The following is a 19,681-nucleotide window of genomic DNA, read 5'->3' as shown; positions in this document are numbered from 1 at the left end:
CGTGGGTTTGCCTGAGAGGGCCCTCGGGTACACCATGGAAGTCACGGATCGTTCGCGACCGTGCCAACCCCGGTCCGGCTCCTCCCCCCCCGAGTCGGCCGTGGGGACGACCCCCGCTCTCCCCCCCGGCGGGGGTCGTCGCATGTCCGGATGCATTTCTGACATCCGGGCCCGATGCCTCCCTCCCTTCCGGACCCTGCTGGGCCCGCTCGTGCGAGGCGTCGACCGCGAGCCTCGCCTCGTCACAGTGTGTAGCAGCAGGACTGCGCTCCGGAAGTCGCCGGTTCGGGTGATGGAGATATTCACAACGCCGAAGTTGTCCACAGTTTTCGAGCAAGATCCACATGTTTTTCCGGGGTGCTGCACGTTGATTCCTCCCGCGAAGTCCGCGGGTACCGGAATCGCGCATCTCGGAAACGCCCGAGATCGCCGCGAACCGCACTGAAGGGGCAGTGAGAAGGGGCGGAGATCGTGGCTGGATCCCTCACGCGAGAAGGGCTGACGGTCGCCGAAGGGCGACACGGCGGACCGCTGATCGTGACGGAAGACGTGGAGTTGCTCGATGATCTGCTGCGGCTCTGCGCGGCGGCCGGCGCGGAGCCGGAGGTTCATCACGGGCCGCCCGGGCGGCCGGGTGGCTGGGAGCGGGCTCCTATGGTCCTGGTGGGCGACGACGCGGCCGCGCGGTGCCGCGGTGCTGCCCGCAGGCGGGGGGTGATGCTGGTCGGGCGGGACCAGGACGATCCGGACGTCTGGCGGCGGGCGGTCGAGATCGGGGCCGAATACGTGTTGCGGCTGCCGGATTCGGAGGGCTGGCTCGTCGACCAGATCGCCAATGCGGCCGAGGGCGTCGGCAGGCCGGCGCTCACGGTCGGGGTGATCGGCGGACGGGGCGGCTCCGGCGCATCGACGCTGGCCTGTGCCCTCGCCGTCAGTGCGGCGAGGTCCGGTCGGCGGACGATGCTGATCGACGCGGACCCCTTGGGCGGAGGCATCGACGTCCTCCTCGGCGGAGAACGGGCCGAGGGCATGCGGTGGCCGGATTTCGCTCACTCGAAGGGCCGCCTCGGTGGTGGGGCGCTGGAGGATTCCCTGCCCGCGCTCCACGGGCTGCGGGTGCTGAGCTGGGGCCGTGACGACGAGGTGGCCATCGCACCGCAGGCTGTGCGGGCGGTCCTGGCTGCCGCGCGCCGGCTCGGCGGGGTGGTGGTCGTCGATCTGCCGCGCCGGGTGGACGAGGGCGTCGCGGAAGCCCTGGCCCAGCTCGACCTCGGCCTGCTGGTGGTGCCGGGCGAACTGAGGGCGGTCGCGGCTGCACAGCGCGTGGCGTCCATGGTTCGCATGGTGCTGGACGACGTGAGGGTGGTGGCTCGGGGACCGTATGCGGCAGGTCTGGACGAGCGCTGGGTCGCCCAGGCCATCGGCCTGCCGCTCGTCGGTGAACTGCCTCCGGAGCCGGACCTCCTGGCCGCCCAGGACGCCGGAACGCCACCGGGCGGCAGCGCCCGCGGCCCGCTCGCCCGCTTCTGCGCGCAGTTCTGGGAGCAGGCGGCGGCAGCAGCGGGGGAGCGCGGTGCCGCCGCGGCTCCGGCAGGGGGAGGCGCACCATGACCGATGCGCTCCTGAATGCCGTGCGCCAACGGCTGGCGCGCAGTGGTGACGCGCCGACACCTGCCGGAGTGGCGGCCGCGCTTCGGGCCCAGGGGCGGCTGCTGGGCGATGCCGAGGTGCTCGGGGCCGCGGCCGAGCTGCGTGGCGAACTTGTCGGGACCGGCGTGCTGGAGCCGTTGCTCGCGGACCCCGAGGTGACCGATGTGCTGGTCTCCGCGCCCGACCGGGTATGGGTGGACCGGGGCGGCGGGCTTCAGCTGACGGGGATCACCTTCCCGGACGCGGCGGCGGTTCGGCGGCTGGCCCAGCGGCTCGCCGCGGTCGCGGGCAGACGGCTGGACGATGCCCGGCCATGGGTGGACGCGCGGCTGCCGGACGGGACGCGGATGCATGCCGTGCTGCCCCCGGTGTCCGTCGGCTCGACCTGCCTCTCACTGCGGGTGGTGCGCCCGCGAGCCTTCTCCCTGGCGGAGCTGGTGGAGGCCGGGACCGTGCCGCCGGGTGGCGACCGGATCCTGCGGGCCATGGTGGAGGCCCGTCTCTCGTACCTGATCAGCGGCGGTACCGGGGCGGGCAAGACGACCCTCCTCGCCAGCATGCTGGGCGCAGTCGGTGCGGACGAACGGATCGTGCTCGCCGAGGACTCCGCCGAACTGCGTCCCGATCACCCCCATGTGGTGCGCCTGGAGTCCCGCCCCGCCAACCAGGAGGGCGCGGGCCGGGTGACCTTGCGCGACCTGGTGCGCCAGGCCCTGCGGATGCGTCCCGACCGGCTGGTGGTGGGAGAGGTCAGAGGTGTCGAAGTGACGGAGTTGCTGGCCGCTTTGAACACGGGTCATGAGGGCGGCTGCGGCACCGTCCACGCGAACGCCGCCGAGCACGTGCCCGCCCGGCTGGAGGCGCTCGGGACCGCCGCAGGCCTCGACCGGACGGCTCTGCACAGCCAGTTGGCGGCCGCGCTCTCGGTGGTCGTGCATCTCGTACGGGACCGGGCCGGACGGCGACGGATCGCCGACGTGCACGTCCTGGAGCGGGACGCGGCCGGGCTGGTGTTCACGGTGCCCGCGCTGAGCTGGGGCGTGGACGGGTTCATCCCGGAGCCCGGCCGGGCACGGCTGGAGTCGCTGATCGGGGGTGCGCTGTGACGGGGGGAGCCGCGGGGTATGCGGCGCATGCGGCGGCCCTCTGCGCGGGCGCGGCCGTGTGGCTGGTCGCGACGCGGGAGACCGGGGCCCGACGGGCGCGGGTCCTGTTCGTGGACGGTCCGGCCGAGCCGTGGCGGGCGTGGCGATCGTGGCCGTTCCTGATCAAGGTCCGGCAGCTGGCTGTGGAGCGGCGCGAGTGGTGGTGCGTTCCGGTGGCGGTGCTGCTGGCCGTCCTGGGGGCTTCGGTGCTGCCGCTGATCGCCGGAGCCGTGGCGGTGCCGTTGGTACGGAGGTGGGTGCGGGGTCGTGCCCGGCGACGGCAGCGCGAGCGGGCGGCGGACTCGGTGGCGGCGTTGTGCGCGGCCGTGGTCGGGGAGCTGCGGGCCGGCCAGGAGCCGGGCCTGGCGCTGTTGGCCGGGCTGAGGGAGTGCGCCGCGGAGGGGGTGCCGCCGGTCGGAGGCGGGCCGGGCGGCGGTGCGTGGCTCGGGGACGCGGAGGCCGCTGTGCTCGCGGCCGCGCGCTTCGGGGGAGACGTGCCCGAGGCGTTGCGGCAGGCTGCGGCCGGGCCGGGGCTGGGGGGCCTGTCCGGGATGGCCGCGTGCTGGCAGGTGGCGGTGGACGGCGGAGCCGGTCTCGTGGCGGGCCTGGACCGTCTTGAAACGGCGTTACGAGCCGACCGGCGAAGACGGGAGGAGCTGCGGGCCCAGTTGGCGGGAGCATGGTCGACCGTCGTGGTCCTGGCGCTGCTGCCGGTGGCGGGTCTGGGGATGGGCGCCGCGCTGGGAGCCGATCCGCTGCGGGTGCTGCTCCACACGTCGGGCGGGCTGTTCTGCCTGGCGGTGGGGGGCCTCCTGGAGGCGGCCGGACTGCTCTGGGCTTGCCGGATCGTGCGGGGAGGGGAGGCGCCATGAGCGCGACGGGAGAAGTTCTCCACAGCCTGGGGATGCTGGGGGCGCTGTCGGGGGCCGCGGCGCAATTGGCGCTCGCTGTGGCCGCGGGGCACCGGAGCCGGATGGTGCGTGGCCGGGGCGCACTGCTGCTGAAGGCCGCACCGGCCCTGGGAACCGGCTGGTGGTCCCGGACGGCGGTGGTGCGGGCCTGGAAGGGCGGCGGAGGCAGGACGGGTGGGGAAGGTGTCCGGACGGAGGGTGGTGCCCGGACGGTCAGTGGTGCCGGGGCCGATTCCGGGGCTCGCGCCGGTGTCTTGCGGTGGGCCGCTCCGGCCGGTGCCTGGCTGACCGGATGGTTTCTGGTCGGCGGCCTGATGGGGTGTGCCGGCGGTGCGGCAGCGGCGTACGGGACGTGGCGATGGCAGCGGTCCCGGCCCCGCTCCGTTCCTGGCGAGTCCCGTGAGGAGCGGGCCGCGATCGCCGGACAGCTCCCTCTGGCCGCCGATCTGCTGGCGGCTTGCGTCGCCGTCGGTGCCGGGCCCCGCGAGGCGGCGGAGGCGGTCGGTGAGTCCATCGGTGGCCCGGTCGGCGACCGGCTGGCCCGAGTCGCTGCCGAGATCCGCCTAGGCGGGGAGCCCGCCGAGGCGTGGGGGCGGCTCGGCGAGATAACGGGCGCCGGACCTCTGGCCCGCTGTCTGCACCGGGCCGGATCGACCGGGGCCCCGGCGGCGGAGCCGGTCTCCAGGCTGGCCGAAGCGATGCGCGCCGAGCAGGCCGGTGCCGCTGTGGCTCGCGCTCAGCGGGCAGGGGTCCTGATCACTGCGCCGGTCGGACTGTGCTTCCTCCCCGCCTTCCTGGCGGTCGGGGTGGCTCCGGTGATCATCGGCCTGGCCGACGGACTGCTGGCCACGAGTTAGGCCCGCGCGGCCTCTACTCACGATTCACGGGCGTTCCGTTCGGACGCCTGCTCGCTATCGATCGATGCCCATCGGGGGACGAAATGAACGAGAAGTTCGATGGACGAACGGAACTGAAGGAGCGAACGGAGGGAGAGAGGCGAGCGGTTGGTGCGCTCCGCTGTACACGGCGGTCGACGTGGTCGGCGGCGACATGGGTCGCGCGGTGGCAGGGAAGGCTGGGCCGGTCGTCCGACCGTGGGATGACCACCTCCGAGTACGCGGTGGGCACCATCGCCGCGTGCGCATTCGCCGCGGTGCTCTACAAGGTGGTCAACAGTGGGCCGGTCATGTCGGCGATGCAGTCCATGATCGAGGGCGCACTCGATGCGAAGTTCTGAGCCCGGGGCCGGACGCCGGAGCAGACGTCCTCAGACCGGGGCTGGACGCCGGAGCGTGTGTCGGCTCCGGGACCGCGGGGCGGTGACGGCGGAGGCGGCTGTGGTGATCCCGGTGCTGGTGGCCTTCGCCATGGCGCTGCTCTGGGCGTTGGCGGCGGCCTCGGTCCAGATCCGGTGTGTGGACGCGGCACGGGCGGGGGCCCGGGCCGCGGCCCGCTCGGAGCCGGAGGCGGCGGTGCTGACGGCCGCACGTGATGCCGCGCCCCGTGGGGCACGGGTCGCGGTGGGGAGGATCGGGGAGTTGTGGCGCGTAACGGTGGAGGCGCCCACTCCGGGTCCGGCGGCCCTGGCCCTGACGCTGCGTGCCGAGGCGGCTGCCCTGGCCGAGGACACGGTGGGAGGTGCTGCGCCATGAAGCCGATGGGCCCTGGTGCCCGGAGCCGGCCCCAGCACGGGCGGCCGGGTGGGGAGCGGTTTCGGGGAGCGGACCAGGGGGTGGCGACAGTATGGGTGGCTGTCACCACCGTGGCCCTGTGTGCGGTGTTCGCCCTCGTGCTTGAGCTGGGGCAGGCCGTGACCGCACGTCACCGGGCCGGGGGTGCTGCGGATTTGGCGGCACTGGCAGCCGCGGACCGGGCGCTGGAGGGGCCGGAGGCCGCGTGCGAGGCGGCCCGGAGGGTGGTCCTGGCGCAGAAGGCGGTGCTCGTCCGCTGCACGGTGCACGGAGAGATCGCCGATGTGGTCGCCCGGTCGAGCCTCGGGCGTTACGCGCCCGCTGTCCGGGCCCGGGCCGCCCCTCCGGCGGGTCCCCGTGCGGTGGCCGACCGGTCGGCCTTCGCTTCGGCCACGAGCCACCGCACGGTGTCAGCCGGTCCGAACGTTGGAGTCGTCCGCTGTGAGCTAGGCCTCCAGGTTTCCCGAGCGCCACCCGGACAGCCCCCACGCCGCCGGGAGCTGGAGGCTGAAGAGGGCGAAGATGCCTGTCACGAACGCGCTGTCCACCGGCGCTTCGTCCCCGGCCGCCCAGGCGGTGAGTCCTCCGCACAGCAGGGGTCAGTAGCTGCCGTGGTTGTTGATGGTGCCGCGCTCGCACATCGGCTGGGACAGGCAGAGCAGGCTGCTCGACTTCGACCGGTGCACGACCTTGGTGGAGTGCTTCTTCCCCTTGTGGCCGAAGACGTACAGCTCGTGGTCCGGGGCCTGGCGGTACTTGCCGGTGGCGTAGAAGTCGCCGTTGCGCGCCACACGCATGTCGAAGGTGACGCCGATGCCGGCCCGGCGGGGCCCGGACTTGGGGCAGAACGGGTCGGTGGCCTCGACCGTGCCGCGTACGGAACGGGTCTTGCCGTTGTGCTTCGTCATCGCACGGAAGTCGATCTTCTTCGTGCTGGCCTTGCGCTTGGCGACGAACTTCCCCGTCTTCGCCTTGTAGACCTTCGTCCATCCCGTCTGGGGGTACAGATCGTACGAGGACTCGTTCCAGTGGATGACGCCTCGGACCCCGGCCCGGAAGCCGGGGCCGGTGATCTTCTTGGAGTAGCCGCGGTTGTCGCCGGAGTACTTGTAGCCGGAGGTGTACTTGCAGCCGGAGACCGAGCCGAGCTTCTTCGGCACGGTGGCCCACTTCTGGCGGATGAAGGAGCGCCAGACCACCGTGGTCTTCGAGTACCTCTTCGCCTTCGCCTCGATCCGCCGCGCGGTGGCCGCGAGCGTGGCGGGCCTGTCGTCGGTGGGCATTGTGGCGTTCAGCCGCCAGGTGTGGCCCGTGCCTCCCTCGGTCTCCGCGGAGACGGTGTATGCGGCCTCGGTGCCGGGTGTGACGGCGCTGTCCCGGATGCTGTCACCCTTGGTGCCGCCGATCCTGACGCCGTCGCGGTACACGGTGTAACGGGCGGCGCCGAGGTCCGGCCAGGTCAGGTCGACGAAGGTGGACGAGGCGGCCCAGGCGGCGCGTTCGGCCTTGTTGGGAGCGGAGGCGAGGGTGCTGTCGGCGACCACTCGCTGATTGACGAGGGAGAGCACCTGGGTGTCGGTGGCCGTGCCGACATGGTTCTTGACGGTCTTGATGCTGCGGCTCTGCGCGGTGCGACGGAGTTCCGTGGCGCCGAACTCTCCGCTGTCGGCATCGAGGACGAAGACGGCTTCGGAGGTCGGAGCGGTGACTTTCGGCAGAGCCGGGGCGGGAGCCGCAGCCGTGAGACTGCCGATGATGAGGGATGCTCCGGTCGCGGTGAGGACGCCGGTGCGGAGCCTGTGTAGGCATGGGGAGGTGGGATCCCTCTCGTATCGGGGGGACGTCGCGCGTGCTGGGTGCCGGCCCTCCGGAATGCCCGGAAGCCGGCCGCGCATGAGCCTCAATGACGATAGGGAGAGGGTGGGTTGGGAGAAATTGTCCTTTCAGGCATAGCCCGAGAAGGCCCCTCCCGAAAGGGCAATGCGACGTGTGCGACGCGGCCTTGGCCGCGTCGTATCGATCGCGCCGACGTCAGAGGCGGGCGGTACGGTGGAAGCTGATCTCTGTCGTCACCAGACCACGGGGGTCTGCTGGAGGGAGCGGGGATCAGGGAGGGCCGGAATGACCACACGGTCCGAGGCGGTGGAGACACCGTGTCCATACCTGGGCACGGGGTGCGACCCCAGGAGCGCTGCATGGCGGTTGGAGAGCCTCACCGACCGGGAGAGGGAAGTGCTTCTCCTGCTCGGTACGGGTCTGGGCAACAGACAGTTGGCACAGGAGCTGGGGATAGCGGACAGGACGGTTAAGGCGCACATCGCGAACATCGTGTGCAAGATCGGGCAGGAGACGCGGACACAGGCCGCGATCGTGTCGGCTCTGGCGCATGACGTGCTGTGTGACGACCCGTCGTGCACGCGGCACCAAGTGGCGGCATCGGGCCGTCTTCGGGGGCCTGCTGTCGCATGACGCCGCGGCTTGCGCCCGTTCCGTACCGGGGACGGGCGCGAGCCGGTCGGCCCGAGGCCATCCTCGGCCGGCGCTCCACAGAGCTGAGTCGCCCGAACTCGCTCCGGAGCGGCGGGTACTCACTCCGACCGGATGCACTCCGAGGTCTGTGTGATCGGCGCGATGAGGGCCGAGAGCTCGACGAGGACCTCGTCGGGTGCCTTGGCGGAGTGAGTGACGGTGACCTCCGTGGCCGGGGTGCGGCCGTAGGTGATGATCACCTTTTGGGTGTCGGTGGACCGCGCGGTGTCGATGACCCAGTCGACGCCGCCGGCCGAGAAGCAGGGGTCCGAGGTGGGGCCGATCTCGGCCACGCCGCAGCGCAGAACGATGTTGCTGTCACCCCAGAGCGCGACACCCGCCAGCTCGATGGCGTGCTTGGGGTGCCCTGCCAGTTTGCCGGGAGCGTTCTCCGTTATGCGTCCGCAATGGGCGTTGCCGGCCTGGGCACCCGGCCGGACGTTGTAGTGGGGCTCCTTGGTCACGACGAAGATCAGCACGGCGGCGACAGCCACGGCGGCAGCGGCCAGGGGGAGGGTCGTGCGTCTGCTGGGCATGCTCAACAGTTCGTCTTCCCGCTCCGGGGGGAGGTGGTCGTGCGACACGCTATGGCATGGGGTGAGGCGTTCTGAATGCGGGCCTTCCCTTTGCCCTTTGAGGCAATGCCCCTTTGGACACCTCCTCAAGGGGTCTGGTGCGGGCCGGAGTTCGTTCCTAGGTTCGGGGCGCTCAGTCTTCTGTTCCTTCATGAAGGGGGATATCGATGCGTAAGGCAACCGATTCGCTCGTACTGGCCGTGTTCACGGCAGGGTCGTTGACGGCCCTCACCGCACCCGCACAAGCGGCGCCCCAGGCCAAGGACCCGTACGCGCACATCCGGCTCGAGCGGGTCTGGGCGCCGGGCAACTGCCTTTCGACGGGCGGCAGCAAGAAGAACAACGCGCGGCCGGTCCTGGCCAAGTGCCACAAGACCGGCAAGACGCAGCGGTGGACGCTCAAGCGCCTCTACAAGAACAAGTCCGTGTTCATCATCAAGAACGACAAGTCCGGGAAGTGCCTGGTCGTCGGCGCCAAGAGCCGACTGGTGCAGAGCACCTGCAAGTCGACGAAGAAGAGCCACCAGTGGACTCTCGGAAGCTCGAAGATCTACAACAAGTCGGCGGGCAAGGCCATCGCCTCCAAGTCGACGAAGGCCGGTTCGTACCCGTACCTGGAGAAGCTCAGCGATTCGAGCAAGGCCCGCGGTCGCCAGGAATGGGGCCTGTCCTGACGGGAATGGCGGACGCCCCTTCCGCATGGGCCCCGACATTCCTTCCAGTGCCGGCCTCTTTTCCCGGGGCCGGCCCCTTCCCCGGCGGGCGGCGGTGGCATCATCGGCGAACGTGAAAACGCTACGAGCCTCAACTGCGGCGGTCCTCTTGCTTGCTGCGCTGGCGGGGTGCTCGACGTCCCCTCCGCCGGTGGACGACGCCCGCAGGCCCGGACCGCTGAAGTCCTTCGCCCCTGCCGACCGGCCGGAGATGCCGGAGCTGGCGGGGAAGCGCGTGGACGGCGACGGCCGGGTCAGCCTGAAGGCGCTGCGGGGCAAGGTCGTCGTGGTCAACGCCTGGGCGTCGTGGTGCGGCCCGTGCCGTGCGGAGGCTCCCGGTCTCTCCCGGGCGCACGAGGAACTGCGGGCCAGGGGCCTGCGCGTCGTCGGGGTCAACGCGGATGTCTCGGTCGAGGCGGCGCGCTCCTTCGAGAAGGACGCGGCACTCGTGTATCCGAGCCTGCACGACCCGCAGGGGCGGCAGCTTCTCCGCCTTCCTAAGGGCGTGGTCAGCACCGTCGGCTACCCGTTCACGATCATCGTCGACCCGGAGGGGCGGATCGCGGCGGCGCGGATCGGGGCGATCGGCGAAGCGGAGCTGAAGAAGCTGGTCACGCCGCTGCTGCCGGCCTGACCCATCAGGTCTCGGACCGGTCCTCCGTCTGCTCCTCCGTCTGCTCCTCCGGCGGCGCCCCCCTGAGGAGTTCGGTCAGGAGGCGTACGGCACCCCGCTTGTGCAGAGGCTCGTTGCCGTTGCCGCATTTGGGGGACTGGATGCAGGACGGGCAGCCCGCCTCGCACTCGCACGAGGCGATGGCTTCCCGGGTCGCGGTCAGCCACGTACGGGCGGTGTGGAAGGCCCGCTCGGCGAATCCGGCACCGCCCGGGTGACCGTCGTACACGAAGACCGTCGGCAGCAGGGTGTCCGGGTGCAGCGGTATCGAGACGCCGCCGATGTCCCAGCGGTCGCAGGTGGCGAAGAGCGGGAGAAGGCCGATCGACGCGTGCTCGGCCGCGTGGAGGGCGCCGCCGAGGATCTCCGGGTTGATGCGGGCGGCGTCGAGTTGGTCCTCGGTGACCGTCCACCAGACCGCGCGGGTGCGCAGGGTGCGGGGCGGCAGGTCGAGCTTGGTCTCGCCCAAGACCTCACCGGTGATCAGCTTGCGGCGGAGGAAGGACACGACCTGGTTGGTGACCTCGACGGAGCCGTAGCAGAGCCGCCCCTGACCCCACGGGATCTCGGTGTCGGTCTCCAGGACGGAGATGGCCGTGGTGTCGCGGGCGACGGTGGAGTACGGGGGGTCGGCCTGCTCGACCAGGGCGACGGAGTCCTCCAGGTCCAGCTTCCGGACCAGATGGGTGCGGCCCTGGTGGAGATGGACGGCGCCCTCGTGGACGGCGGTGTGGGCGGCGGACGCGTCGACCGTGCCCAGCAGACGGCCGGTGCCCTCCTCGACGATCTGGACGGGACGCCCGCCCCCGCCCCGGATGTCGGTGAGGTCGGCGGCCCGCTCGCGGCGGGTCCAGTGCCAGCCCGACGCCCGCCTGCGGAGCAGCTTCGCGGCCTCCAGCTGCGGCAGCAGCTCGGGCACGGCGGGGCCGAAGAGGGCGATGTCCGGCTCGGTGAGGGGCAGCTCGGCGGCCGCGGCGCACAGGTGGGGGGCCAGGACGTAAGGGTTGTCCGGGTCCAGCACTGTCGACTCCACGGGCTGCCGGAACAGCGCCTCGGGGTGGTGCACCAGGTAGGTGTCCAGCGGGTCGTCCCGGGCGACCAGTACGGCCAGGGAGCCCTGCCCCGACCGGCCTGCGCGGCCCGCCTGCTGCCAGAGGGAGGCCCGGGTGCCCGGGTAGCCGCAGATGACGACGGCGTCGAGGCCGGAGACGTCGATGCCGAGTTCGAGGGCGGTGGTGGCGGCCAGGCCGAGGAGCTCGCCGGAGTGCAGGGCCCGTTCCAGGGCGCGGCGTTCCTCCGGGAGGTAGCCGCCGCGGTAGGCGGCGACCCGCTTCGGCAGGGAGCGGTCCACCTCCGCGAGGCGTTCCTTGGCGATGACCGAGATCAGCTCGGCGCCACGCCGGGAGCGTACGAAGGCGACCGAGCGGACGCCCTGGACGGTCAGGTCGGTGAGCAGGTCGGCGGTCTCGGCCGTCGCGGTACGGCGTACGGGGGCGCCCATCTCACCGTGCAGGTCGGTCAGCGGGGGCTCCCAGAGGGCGAAGACCAGCTCGCCGCGCGGGGAGGCGTCGTCGGACACCTCCGTGACCGGCAGGCCCGTCAGGCGCCCGGCGGCGACCGAGGGGGCCGCCGCGGTGGCGGAGGCGAGCAGGAAGACCGGGCTCGCCCCGTAGCGGGCGCAGAGGCGGCGCAGCCGGCGCAGGACCTGGGCCACATGGGAGCCGAAGACGCCCCGGTAGGTGTGGCACTCGTCGATCACGACGAACCGCAGCGCGCGCAGGAAGGAGGACCAGCGGGGGTGGGACGGCAGGATCCCGCGGTGCAGCATGTCGGGGTTGGTCAGGACGTAGTTCGCGTACTGGCGCACCCATTCGCGTTCCTCGACCGGGGTGTCGCCGTCGTAGACCGCGGGCCGTACGGCGTTGCCGAGGGGGGCCGCCAGGGACTTCACCGAGCGCCGCTGGTCGGCGGCGAGCGCCTTGGTGGGGGCGAGGTACAGGGCGGTCGCCCCGCGGCCGTTCGGCGCCTCGGAGCCCTCCAGCAGGGTGCTGAGGACCGGGGCGAGGTAGGCGAGCGACTTGCCGGACGCCGTACCGGTGGCGATCACGACCGATTCGCCGTCCAGCGCGTGCTCGGCGGCGGCCGCCTGGTGGACCCACGGGTGGTCGATTCCGGCTTTCTCGATCGCCGAGATCACTTCTGGCCGGATGCGATCCGGCCAGATGGCATGGGTTCCCGATCTAGGGGGCAAGTGCTCCGTATGAGTGATGCGCGCGGCCCGGCCCGCCCCTGTGGCGAGCCGGTCGAGGATCATGGCGGGAGAGGGGCGTGTGTCCCCACTCTCGGGTGGTCGTCCGGGACGGTGATTCTTGGCCATCGGCACCGAGTGTGTCACTGGTGTGACGGACAATGGTCCCAAGGCGTCGTGCATGGCTGCTGGTAAGTGATTGAATGCCATCGCGGCTGGCGATCCGTCCCCTGGCCTCCGTCGGGGAGACCGAGGGGCGACCGCTCGATAGCAAGGTGCTGGAGGATCCGTGGACCTGTCCCTGTCGACTCGCAATGTGTCCGGGCCTGGTGGCGACCGTACGGTCGTCGAGGTCGGTGGCGAGATTGATGTGTATACCGCGCCCAAGCTGCGCGAGCAGTTGGTCGAGTTGGTGAATGACGGCAGCTACCACCTGGTTGTCGACATGGAAGGTGTCGACTTCCTCGACTCCACCGGCCTCGGCGTGCTCGTGGGCGGCTTGAAGCGTGTCCGGGCCCATGAGGGCTCGTTGCGCCTGGTCTGCAACCAGGAGCGCATTCTCAAGATCTTCCGGATCACGGGCCTGACCAAGGTGTTCCCGATTCACACCACGGTCGACGAGGCTGTCGCCGCCACCGACTGAGGTCGGCTTCGACCGGCCTCCGGGCCGGTCGTCAGGCGGTGAACGGACCGACAGCGGCAGAAACCATGCCGTGGCGGGCAGGCGGTCGACCTCCGGGTCGGCTGTCGGCTCTGTCGATCTCGTCGGTTTCCGGAGGAGGAGAGCAGAGGTGCCGGGCTTCAGGCCCGGGGCCTCTGACGCGTACGCCCGAACGTTCCAGGGGGATCGCATGGCCACCGTTGAACTGCGCTTCAGTGCCCAGCCTGAACATGTCAGGACGGCCCGCCTGGTGGCGGCCGCAGTGGCGCGCCGGGCCGGCGTCGACGAGGCGGTGCTCGACGAGGTCAGGCTCGCCGTCGGCGAGGCGTGCAGCCGTGCTGTGGGGCTGCATCGCAGCCATGGCATCACCGCGCCGGTGAGCGTCGTGCTGACCGAGGAGGAGAAGGCGTTCTCCATCGAGGTCGGCGACGGCGTTCCCGATCCCGGGAGCGACCCCGCCACGCCCGGAGCGCGCGGCGGTGCGTCCGGGGGGCCGGGCGGGCCCGAGAGCGATGGCGGCGAGGACGAGATGGGCCTCGCGGTCATCAGTGGTCTCGTCGACGACGTGGAGGTCCGTTCCGGTGCGGACGGCGGAACCATCCGGATGAGCTGGCCGACGGCCCTCGCCGCGGTGCGCCCCTGAAGCCTGCGGTCCCGCACGGCGCCCTGCTGGTGTCCCGTGCGGCGCCGTCGCGCGGGTGACCCGTACGGGTGTAGGGCCTGTCCGGCGGCTCATGTGACTAGTCGCGCGGGTGACCCGTACGGCGTAGTCATGCTGGTGTCCCGTACGGCGGTATGCCGGCGACCGCCCGTGCCGGCTTCTTCCCAGGCCCTGCTGAGCAGGGCCTTTCCGCCTTTCCCATGCGGTCCCGCGCAGTCCTCGCGGTGATGCGCCTGGGCGATGATCCCGAGTAATGCGCCTTCCCCGTTACTGCATTCGGGGAAATACCGCCGTCGATCTTTCGGCGTTGGGGGGAGTGCGTTCAATTCTCTTCCGGGCCACTGTTTTGATCCGGTTCCGCTCCCTACAATCCGTCCACGACTTGAGCGCTGAGCGTCAAGGAGGACGTATGGCGGAGCTCTTCACCACCCCAATGGCTGCACCGGCCCCACCGACGCAGGAATCCGCACTTTCCGACGGGCCCGTCTCCCTCGCGGCGGCGGTCCTCACCGACGACAACCGTCTGATCGTCATCATCGTGGCGGTCGTCGCCGTCGCCGCGCTCATCGTCGCCCGGCTGCTGGTGCGCCAGGTCCTGGCGGCCGGCGAGGGCACCGAGCGTATGAAGGAGATCGCCGCGGCGGTCCAGGAGGGCGCCAACGCCTATCTCGCCCGGCAGTTGCGAACGGTCGGCGTTTTCGCCGTGATCGTGTTTTTCCTGTTGCTGTTGTTGCCAGCCGACGACTGGTCGCAGCGCGCGGGGCGTTCAGTCTTCTTCCTGGTCGGTGCGCTTTTCTCGGCGGCGACCGGATACATCGGTATGCGACTCGCCGTACGGAGCAATGTGCGCGTGGCCGCCGCCGCGCGTGAGGCGACTCCAGGAGAAGGCGAACCGGAAAAGGATCTCACCGCCGTCTCGCACCGGGCGATGAAAATCGCCTTCCGTACCGGTGGGGTGGTCGGAATGATCACAGTGGGGCTCGGGCTGCTCGGCGCCTCCTGTGTGGTGCTCGTCTACGCGGCCGACGCGCCCAAGGTGCTGGAGGGATTCGGCCTCGGTGCGGCGCTGATCGCCATGTTCATGAGGGTCGGTGGCGGCATTTTCACCAAGGCCGCCGATGTGGGCGCCGACCTCGTCGGCAAGGTGGAACAGGGCATCCCGGAGGACGATCCGCGCAACGCCGCCACCATCGCCGACAACGTGGGCGACAACGTCGGTGACTGCGCGGGCATGGCCGCCGACCTCTTCGAGTCGTACGCCGTGACGCTCGTCGCCGCCCTCATCCTCGGCATGGCCGCCTTCGGTGACTCCGGCCTGGCCTTCCCGCTGATGGTCCCGGCGATCGGTGTCGTCACCGCCATGATCGGGATCTTCGCCGTCGCCCCCCGGCGCGCCGACCGCAGCGGGATGACCGCGATCAACCGGGGCTTCTTCATCTCCGCCGTGGTCTCGCTCGTCCTGGTGGCCGTGGCCGCCTTCGCCTATCTGCCGTCCTCGTACGCCGAGCTGACCGGGGTCACCGACGAGGCGATCACCACGCACGGCGGCGACCCGCGCGTCTTCGCCCTGGTCGCGGTGGCCATCGGCATCGTCCTCGCCGCGCTGATCCAGCAGCTCACCGGCTACTTCACCGAGACGAAGCGCCGCCCGGTCCAGGACATCGGGAAGTCCTCGCTGACCGGCCCGGCGACCGTGGTGCTGGCCGGCATCTCCATCGGGCTGGAGTCGGCCGTCTACACCGCCCTGCTGATCGGCCTCGGGGTCTACGGCGCGTTCCTGCTGGGCGGTACGTCGATCATGCTGGCACTCTTCGCGGTGGCGCTCGCCGGGACCGGGCTGCTCACCACGGTGGGGGTCATCGTGGCCATGGACACCTTCGGACCGGTCTCCGACAACGCGCAGGGCATCGCCGAGATGTCCGGGGACGTGACCGGCGCCGGGGCCCAGGTGCTCACCGATCTGGACGCCGTCGGCAACACGACCAAGGCCATCACCAAGGGCATCGCCATCGCCACCGCCGTGCTGGCGGCGGCCGCGCTCTTCGGCTCCTACCGTGACGCCATCGCCTCGGCGGTCGCCGACGTCGGGGCCGGGGCGGGGGAGCTGGGGCTGAGCCTGGACATCTCGCAGCCCAACAACCTCGTCGGGCTGATCCTCGGCGCGGCGGTCGTCTTCCTCTTCTCCGGGCTCGCCATCAACGCGGTCTCCCGGTCCGCCGGAGCCGTCGTCCACGAGGTCCGGCGGCAGTTCCGCGAACACCCGGGGATCATGGACTACACGGAGAAGCCGGAGTACGGCCGCGTCGTCGACATCTGCACCAAGGACGCCCTGCGCGAGCTGGCCACGCCCGGCCTCCTCGCGGTCCTGGCGCCGATCGCGGTCGGGTTCAGCCTCGGCGTCGGCGCGCTCGGCTCGTACCTCGCGGGCGCCATCGCGACCGGCACCCTGATGGCGGTCTTCCTCGCCAACTCCGGCGGGGCCTGGGACAACGCCAAGAAGCTCGTCGAGGACGGGCACTACGGCGGCAAGGGCAGCGACGCGCACGCCGCGACCGTGATCGGCGACACCGTCGGCGACCCGTTCAAGGACACGGCGGGCCCGGCGATCAACCCGCTCCTGAAGGTGATGAACCTGGTCGCGCTGCTCATCGCCCCGGCGGTGGTGCAGTTCAGCTACGGGGCGGACGCGAGCCCTTGGATCCGCGCGGTGGTGGCGGTCTTCGCCATCGTGGTCATCGTCGGCGCGGTCTACGTGTCCAAGCGGCGCGGCATCGCCGTCGGTGAGGACGACAGCGGAGCTCCGGGCGGCGGTGGTCCGTCGCTGCCGTCACCGGACCCTGCGGTGGCCCCGTAGCCCGGCGCCTCCGGGTGACCTTCCGTCACTGTGCCGGCGGGCGGTGCGTGTTGACGTACCGCCCGTCCGTGCTCCTTTGTGGAGGCCGGTGATCGAACTCAGTCGTTCCGATGAGTGATCGAGCGGGTGTCGAAATCTCCGGCCGAGTGGCATCTCCCTCATTTGCGTTGGTGCAAATGGCCCCAAAATCGTGTATATCGGATGCCCGACACTCGGATGGAGCCCTCTCGGCGTGTAAGTTCCGGGGCCGAGAGCCTTGGAAGGGACCCATCCGGTGAACAAGAAGCTTGCAGCCGCACTGTCCGGCGGTGCGGTACTCGTACTGACGCTGTCGGGTTGCAGCGACGACAGCGACGACAAGGTGAACGACTGGGCCAAGAAGGTCTGCGACCAGGTCCAGCCCCAGTTGCAGAAGATCGCCGACGCCAACGCCTCCATCCAGCAGCAGACCGCGGACAACAGCAAGCCCGCCGACGTCCAGAAGACGGACTCGGCCGCCTTCCAGCAGATCTCCCAGGCGTACAAGTCGCTGGGCACGGCGGTGGACTCGGCCGGTCCGCCGCCGGTCGACGACGGCGAGACCACGCAGAAGGAGGCCGTGAAGGAACTCAACGCCTCCGCCACGGCGTACGCGGGTCTGAAGATCAAGGTCGACGCCCTGGAGACCAAGGACCAGGCGAAGTTCGCCGACGGTCTCAAGGGCATCGCCGACGAGCTGAACAAGATCAGCACCAGCGGTGACCAGGCGCTGAAGAAGCTGCAGTCCGGTGAGGTCGGTGCCGCGATGTCGAAGCAGAAGGGCTGCCAGAAGCCGGCACCTTCGACCGGGCCCGCCAGCCCCGGGGGATCCGCGGCGCCGGAAGCGGACGCGGCGACCCCCTCGGCCTCGGCCTCGGAGGAGAAGAAGGCGTAGCCCTCCGGCTTCCGGGAGACCAGGCGGCCTGAGGGCCGCGAGAACGGCCTCGGTGCGGCAGCCCGGACGCCCGGTGGGTGCCCGGGCCGCTGCCGTTGTCGGTGGGACCGGACACAATGGTCGGGTGAGTAAGACCAGCCTTCCCGCACCCGACCACACCGCCGGCCTCCGCGAGGCGCTGCTCGCCGCCGCCTTCACCGCCGACGGCCTCCTCGACCGGCTCGGCGCCGCCGCCTACGCCGCGCTCGCCCGCAGCGAGACCGTGCCCGCCCTGCGCGCCACCCGGGGCGTCTCGCCGCTCGACACGCTGGTGCGGCTGTTCCTGCTCCAGCGCCCCGTCCCCCAGGAACAGGCCCGCGCAGCCCTGCCGCTGGAGGAGTGCGTCCAGGACGGCTGGGTGAGCGTCGAGGACGGCCTAATCCGCGCCACCGTCGACGTACGTCCGTACGGCGGTCCGGATGGTGAGGACTGGTTCATCGTCTCCGACCTCGGCTGTGCGGTCGGCGGTGCGGGCGGGATCGGCTCGCACGAGGAGGGTGTCGTCCTCGGCGTCGGCGGGGCCTCCACCACCCTCGCCTCCATCACCGTGCGTACGCCGGTCGCCTCGGCCCTCGACCTCGGTACGGGCTCCGGCATCCAGGCGCTGCACGCCGCCCAGCACGCCACCCGGGTCACCGCGACGGACCTCAACCCCCGTGCCCTGGAGTTCACCCGGCTCACCCTCGCCCTCTCCGGCGCCGCCCCCGCCGACCTCCGCGAGGGCTCCCTCTTCGAGCCGGTCGGCACGGAGACCTTCGACCTGATCGTCTCCAACCCGCCCTTCGTCATCTCTCCCGGCGCCCGCCTCACCTACCGGGACGGCGGCATGGGCGGCGACGACCTCTGCCGCGCCCTGGTCCAGCAGGCGGGGAGTCACCTGAACGAGGGGGGATACGCCCAGTTCCTCGCCAACTGGCAGCACGTGGAGGGCGAGGAGTGGCAGGACCGGCTGCGTTCCTGGGTGCCCGCCGGGTGCGACGCCTGGATCGTGCAGCGCGAGGTCCAGGACGTCACGCAGTACGCCGAGCTGTGGCTGCGCGACAGCGGCGACCACCGCGGCGGCCCGGAGGTGTACGCCGAGCGGTACGAGGCGTGGCTCGACGAGTTCGAGGCGCGCGGGACCACGTCCGTCGGCTTCGGCTGGATCACGCTGCGCCGGTCCGCCGCGGCGGCCGCGGGGAACCCGTCGATCGTCGTCGAGGAGTGGCCGCACGCCGTGCAGCAGCCGCTGGGCCGGGCCGTGGAGGAGCACTTCGCCCGCCAGGACTATCTGCGCGAGCAGGACGACGCCGCGCTGCTCGCCGGGCATTTCACCCTCGCCGCCGAGGTCGTGCAGGAGCAGGTGGGCCTGCCCGGCGCGGAGGATCCCGAGCATGTGGTGCTGCGTCAGCACCGCGGGATGATGCGGGCGACCAAGGTGGACGCGGTGGCCGCCGGGTTCGCCGGGGTGTGCGACGGGTCGCTGCCCGCCGGGCGGATCCTGGACGCCATCGCCCAGCTGATGTCCGAGGACCCGGTGCTCCTGCGCGACCGCACCCCGCAGGCGATCCGGCTGCTGGTCGAGGAGGGCTTCCTGGAGCCGGTGCCGGGGGCCGCTTCCGGGGAGGGCCCAGGCTGAGGGCGGCGCGAACCGGGCTCCCGGCCTCCCCGGCCGGGCTCAAGTCCCGCGTCGGGGAAAGCGGCCTGGTGGAGATCGAGGCGTACGGAGCGAGCGCCGGACACCCCACTGCCGCCGGACTCCGCTCCGGATCGGACGGGCCTTGCCACCATGTCCTTGACGGCCTTCTCATCAGCGCCTTCACGCTGACCGCCGCCTTACGCCCGCTCGGTCCGCGGATTCCGCTCGACGCCCGTCGACGCCGCGTCGGCGTTCCGCCCGCGGGGCTCGGGCTCGCCGTCCGCGAGGTGTTCCTGATTTCCGAGGCGGCCCGACCCTTCTGCCCCCGGCGTGGCCGGATCCGTACCGCGCCTGCGGCCCGGAGCCACTGCACCGTCCCGACCTGCCCCCTCGCCCCCTCACCCCTCGCGGCCCTTGACGTCATGTGACTGCCCCGGTACTCCCCGTGGGTGTGTGCTGTTCACCCGGGGTTCGCGTCGGTGACGCCCCGGGGTGGCAGCCTCCCCCATGATCGAGCGGTACGACGGGCTCGAGCGGTACGACAGGGTCGAGGGGTACGACATGGAGAGCGTCGCAGCAGTCTTCGCCGGCACGGCCTTCGCGCTGTTCGGCGCCGCACTCCTCATCTGGACCGGGGCGCGCGCCGTGCACCGCGCGCCGGTGCTGCACGATGTGAGCCCCGTCGCCTCCACCGCACTCACGACACTTTTCGGCGTAGTTTTCCTCGCCCTCGGCGTGTGGTGCTTCACGCTCGTCTGATCCCCGCCCCCGCCGGGGCTCCGCCCGGGTCGAGGGGCGCC

The 19,681-nt window shown here is 71.4% G+C and carries 18 protein-coding genes and 1 pseudogene; 16 read left to right on the top strand and 3 right to left on the bottom strand.

The genetic code is table 11. The features are described 5' to 3' along the window. Positions 1-471: 471 nt before the first annotated feature. The 7 genes and pseudogenes from ssd to AMK21_RS04835 form a co-directional block, all read left to right on the top strand. Positions 472-1,611, top strand: a complete 1,140-nt coding sequence (ssd, locus tag AMK21_RS04865) for a septum site-determining protein Ssd (RefSeq protein WP_073874548.1) — start codon at positions 472-474, stop codon at positions 1,609-1,611. After that, positions 1,608-2,756: a TadA family conjugal transfer-associated ATPase gene (locus AMK21_RS04860; protein WP_073874546.1), complete on the top strand. Its 1,149-nt coding sequence runs from the start codon at positions 1,608-1,610 to the stop codon at positions 2,754-2,756. Before ssd ends, AMK21_RS04860 begins: the two co-directional genes overlap by 4 nt. After that, on the top strand, positions 2,753-3,667 hold the full coding sequence (locus tag AMK21_RS04855; protein WP_073874544.1) for a type II secretion system F family protein: 915 nt from the start codon (positions 2,753-2,755) through the stop codon (positions 3,665-3,667). Before AMK21_RS04860 ends, AMK21_RS04855 begins: the two co-directional genes overlap by 4 nt. Then, positions 3,664-4,563 carry a type II secretion system F family protein gene (locus AMK21_RS04850; protein WP_073874542.1) on the top strand — a complete coding sequence of 300 codons (900 nt, stop codon included), beginning with the start codon at positions 3,664-3,666 and terminating at the stop codon, positions 4,561-4,563. The genes AMK21_RS04855 and AMK21_RS04850 overlap by 4 nt, the downstream gene beginning before the upstream one ends. Before the next feature lie 83 nt (positions 4,564-4,646). After that, positions 4,647-4,943, top strand: coding sequence for a DUF4244 domain-containing protein (locus AMK21_RS35745; protein ID WP_234421828.1), 297 nt, complete (start codon positions 4,647-4,649; stop codon positions 4,941-4,943). Beyond that, on the top strand, positions 4,930-5,358 hold the full coding sequence (locus AMK21_RS04840; protein ID WP_199863108.1) for a TadE family type IV pilus minor pilin: 429 nt from the start codon (positions 4,930-4,932) through the stop codon (positions 5,356-5,358). Before AMK21_RS35745 ends, AMK21_RS04840 begins: the two co-directional genes overlap by 14 nt. Continuing rightward, positions 5,355-5,693: pseudogene (locus tag AMK21_RS04835) on the top strand (Rv3654c family TadE-like protein); the annotation flags it as partial. The gene AMK21_RS04840 and the pseudogene AMK21_RS04835, both read left to right, overlap by 4 nt. A gap of 303 nt (positions 5,694-5,996) precedes the next feature. Here AMK21_RS04835 and AMK21_RS04830 read toward each other — a convergent pair. Next, complete coding sequence (locus AMK21_RS04830) at positions 5,997-7,292, bottom strand: hypothetical protein (protein WP_234421827.1); 1,296 nt, start codon at positions 7,290-7,292, stop codon at positions 5,997-5,999. A gap of 85 nt (positions 7,293-7,377) precedes the next feature. Between AMK21_RS04830 and AMK21_RS04825 the strand changes: the two genes are divergently transcribed. Then, complete coding sequence (locus AMK21_RS04825) at positions 7,378-7,866, top strand: helix-turn-helix transcriptional regulator (protein ID WP_324613875.1); 489 nt, start codon at positions 7,378-7,380, stop codon at positions 7,864-7,866. 119 nt (positions 7,867-7,985) lie between these two features. Here AMK21_RS04825 and AMK21_RS04820 read toward each other — a convergent pair whose 3' ends face one another. Then, the gene (locus AMK21_RS04820) at positions 7,986-8,462 is read right to left on the bottom strand and encodes a DUF3515 family protein (protein WP_158070699.1); all 477 of its coding nucleotides are present in this window, start codon (positions 8,460-8,462) and stop codon (positions 7,986-7,988) included. A gap of 206 nt (positions 8,463-8,668) precedes the next feature. Here AMK21_RS04820 and AMK21_RS04815 point away from each other — a divergent pair, with 206 nt between their 5' ends. Both AMK21_RS04815 and AMK21_RS04810 read left to right on the top strand, forming a co-directional pair. Beyond that, positions 8,669-9,175, top strand: coding sequence for an RICIN domain-containing protein (locus tag AMK21_RS04815; RefSeq protein ID WP_073874538.1), 507 nt, complete (start codon positions 8,669-8,671; stop codon positions 9,173-9,175). Positions 9,176-9,365: 190 nt separating this feature from the next. Beyond that, positions 9,366-9,848, top strand: a complete 483-nt coding sequence (locus tag AMK21_RS04810; RefSeq protein WP_234421826.1) for a TlpA family protein disulfide reductase — start codon at positions 9,366-9,368, stop codon at positions 9,846-9,848. A gap of 4 nt (positions 9,849-9,852) precedes the next feature. Here AMK21_RS04810 and AMK21_RS04805 read toward each other — a convergent pair whose 3' ends face one another. After that, positions 9,853-12,345: a DEAD/DEAH box helicase gene (locus AMK21_RS04805; RefSeq protein ID WP_073874534.1), complete on the bottom strand. Its 2,493-nt coding sequence runs from the start codon at positions 12,343-12,345 to the stop codon at positions 9,853-9,855. A gap of 79 nt (positions 12,346-12,424) precedes the next feature. Between AMK21_RS04805 and AMK21_RS04800 the strand changes: the two genes are divergently transcribed. The 6 genes from AMK21_RS04800 (at position 12,425) to AMK21_RS04770 (ending at position 19,640) form a co-directional block, all read left to right on the top strand. Further along, a complete protein-coding gene (locus tag AMK21_RS04800; RefSeq protein ID WP_003967428.1) occupies positions 12,425-12,778 on the top strand; it encodes an STAS domain-containing protein in 354 nt (117 codons plus the stop codon). Positions 12,779-12,986: 208 nt separating this feature from the next. Further along, the gene (locus tag AMK21_RS04795) at positions 12,987-13,439 is read left to right on the top strand and encodes an ATP-binding protein (protein WP_073875553.1); all 453 of its coding nucleotides are present in this window, start codon (positions 12,987-12,989) and stop codon (positions 13,437-13,439) included. Positions 13,440-13,866: 427 nt separating this feature from the next. Then, the gene (locus AMK21_RS04790) at positions 13,867-16,311 is read left to right on the top strand and encodes a sodium-translocating pyrophosphatase (protein WP_073874532.1); all 2,445 of its coding nucleotides are present in this window, start codon (positions 13,867-13,869) and stop codon (positions 16,309-16,311) included. 274 nt (positions 16,312-16,585) lie between these two features. Next, the gene (locus AMK21_RS04785; protein WP_073874530.1) at positions 16,586-17,224 is read left to right on the top strand and encodes a small secreted protein; all 639 of its coding nucleotides are present in this window, start codon (positions 16,586-16,588) and stop codon (positions 17,222-17,224) included. Between the two features lie 124 nt (positions 17,225-17,348). After that, entirely contained in the window at positions 17,349-18,881 is a 1,533-nt protein-coding gene (locus AMK21_RS04780) for a N5-glutamine methyltransferase family protein (protein WP_073874528.1), read from the top strand. Between the two features lie 561 nt (positions 18,882-19,442). Further along, positions 19,443-19,640, top strand: coding sequence for a hypothetical protein (locus AMK21_RS04770; protein WP_073875551.1), 198 nt, complete (start codon positions 19,443-19,445; stop codon positions 19,638-19,640). The last annotated feature ends 41 nt before the right edge of the window (positions 19,641-19,681 follow it).

Origin of the sequence: Streptomyces sp. CB00316 (genome assembly GCF_001905595.1) — a bacterium.
In the GTDB taxonomy this organism is placed as follows: Bacteria; Actinomycetota; Actinomycetes; order Streptomycetales; family Streptomycetaceae; genus Streptomyces.
This window is presented reverse-complemented; position numbering and strand designations above follow the sequence as displayed.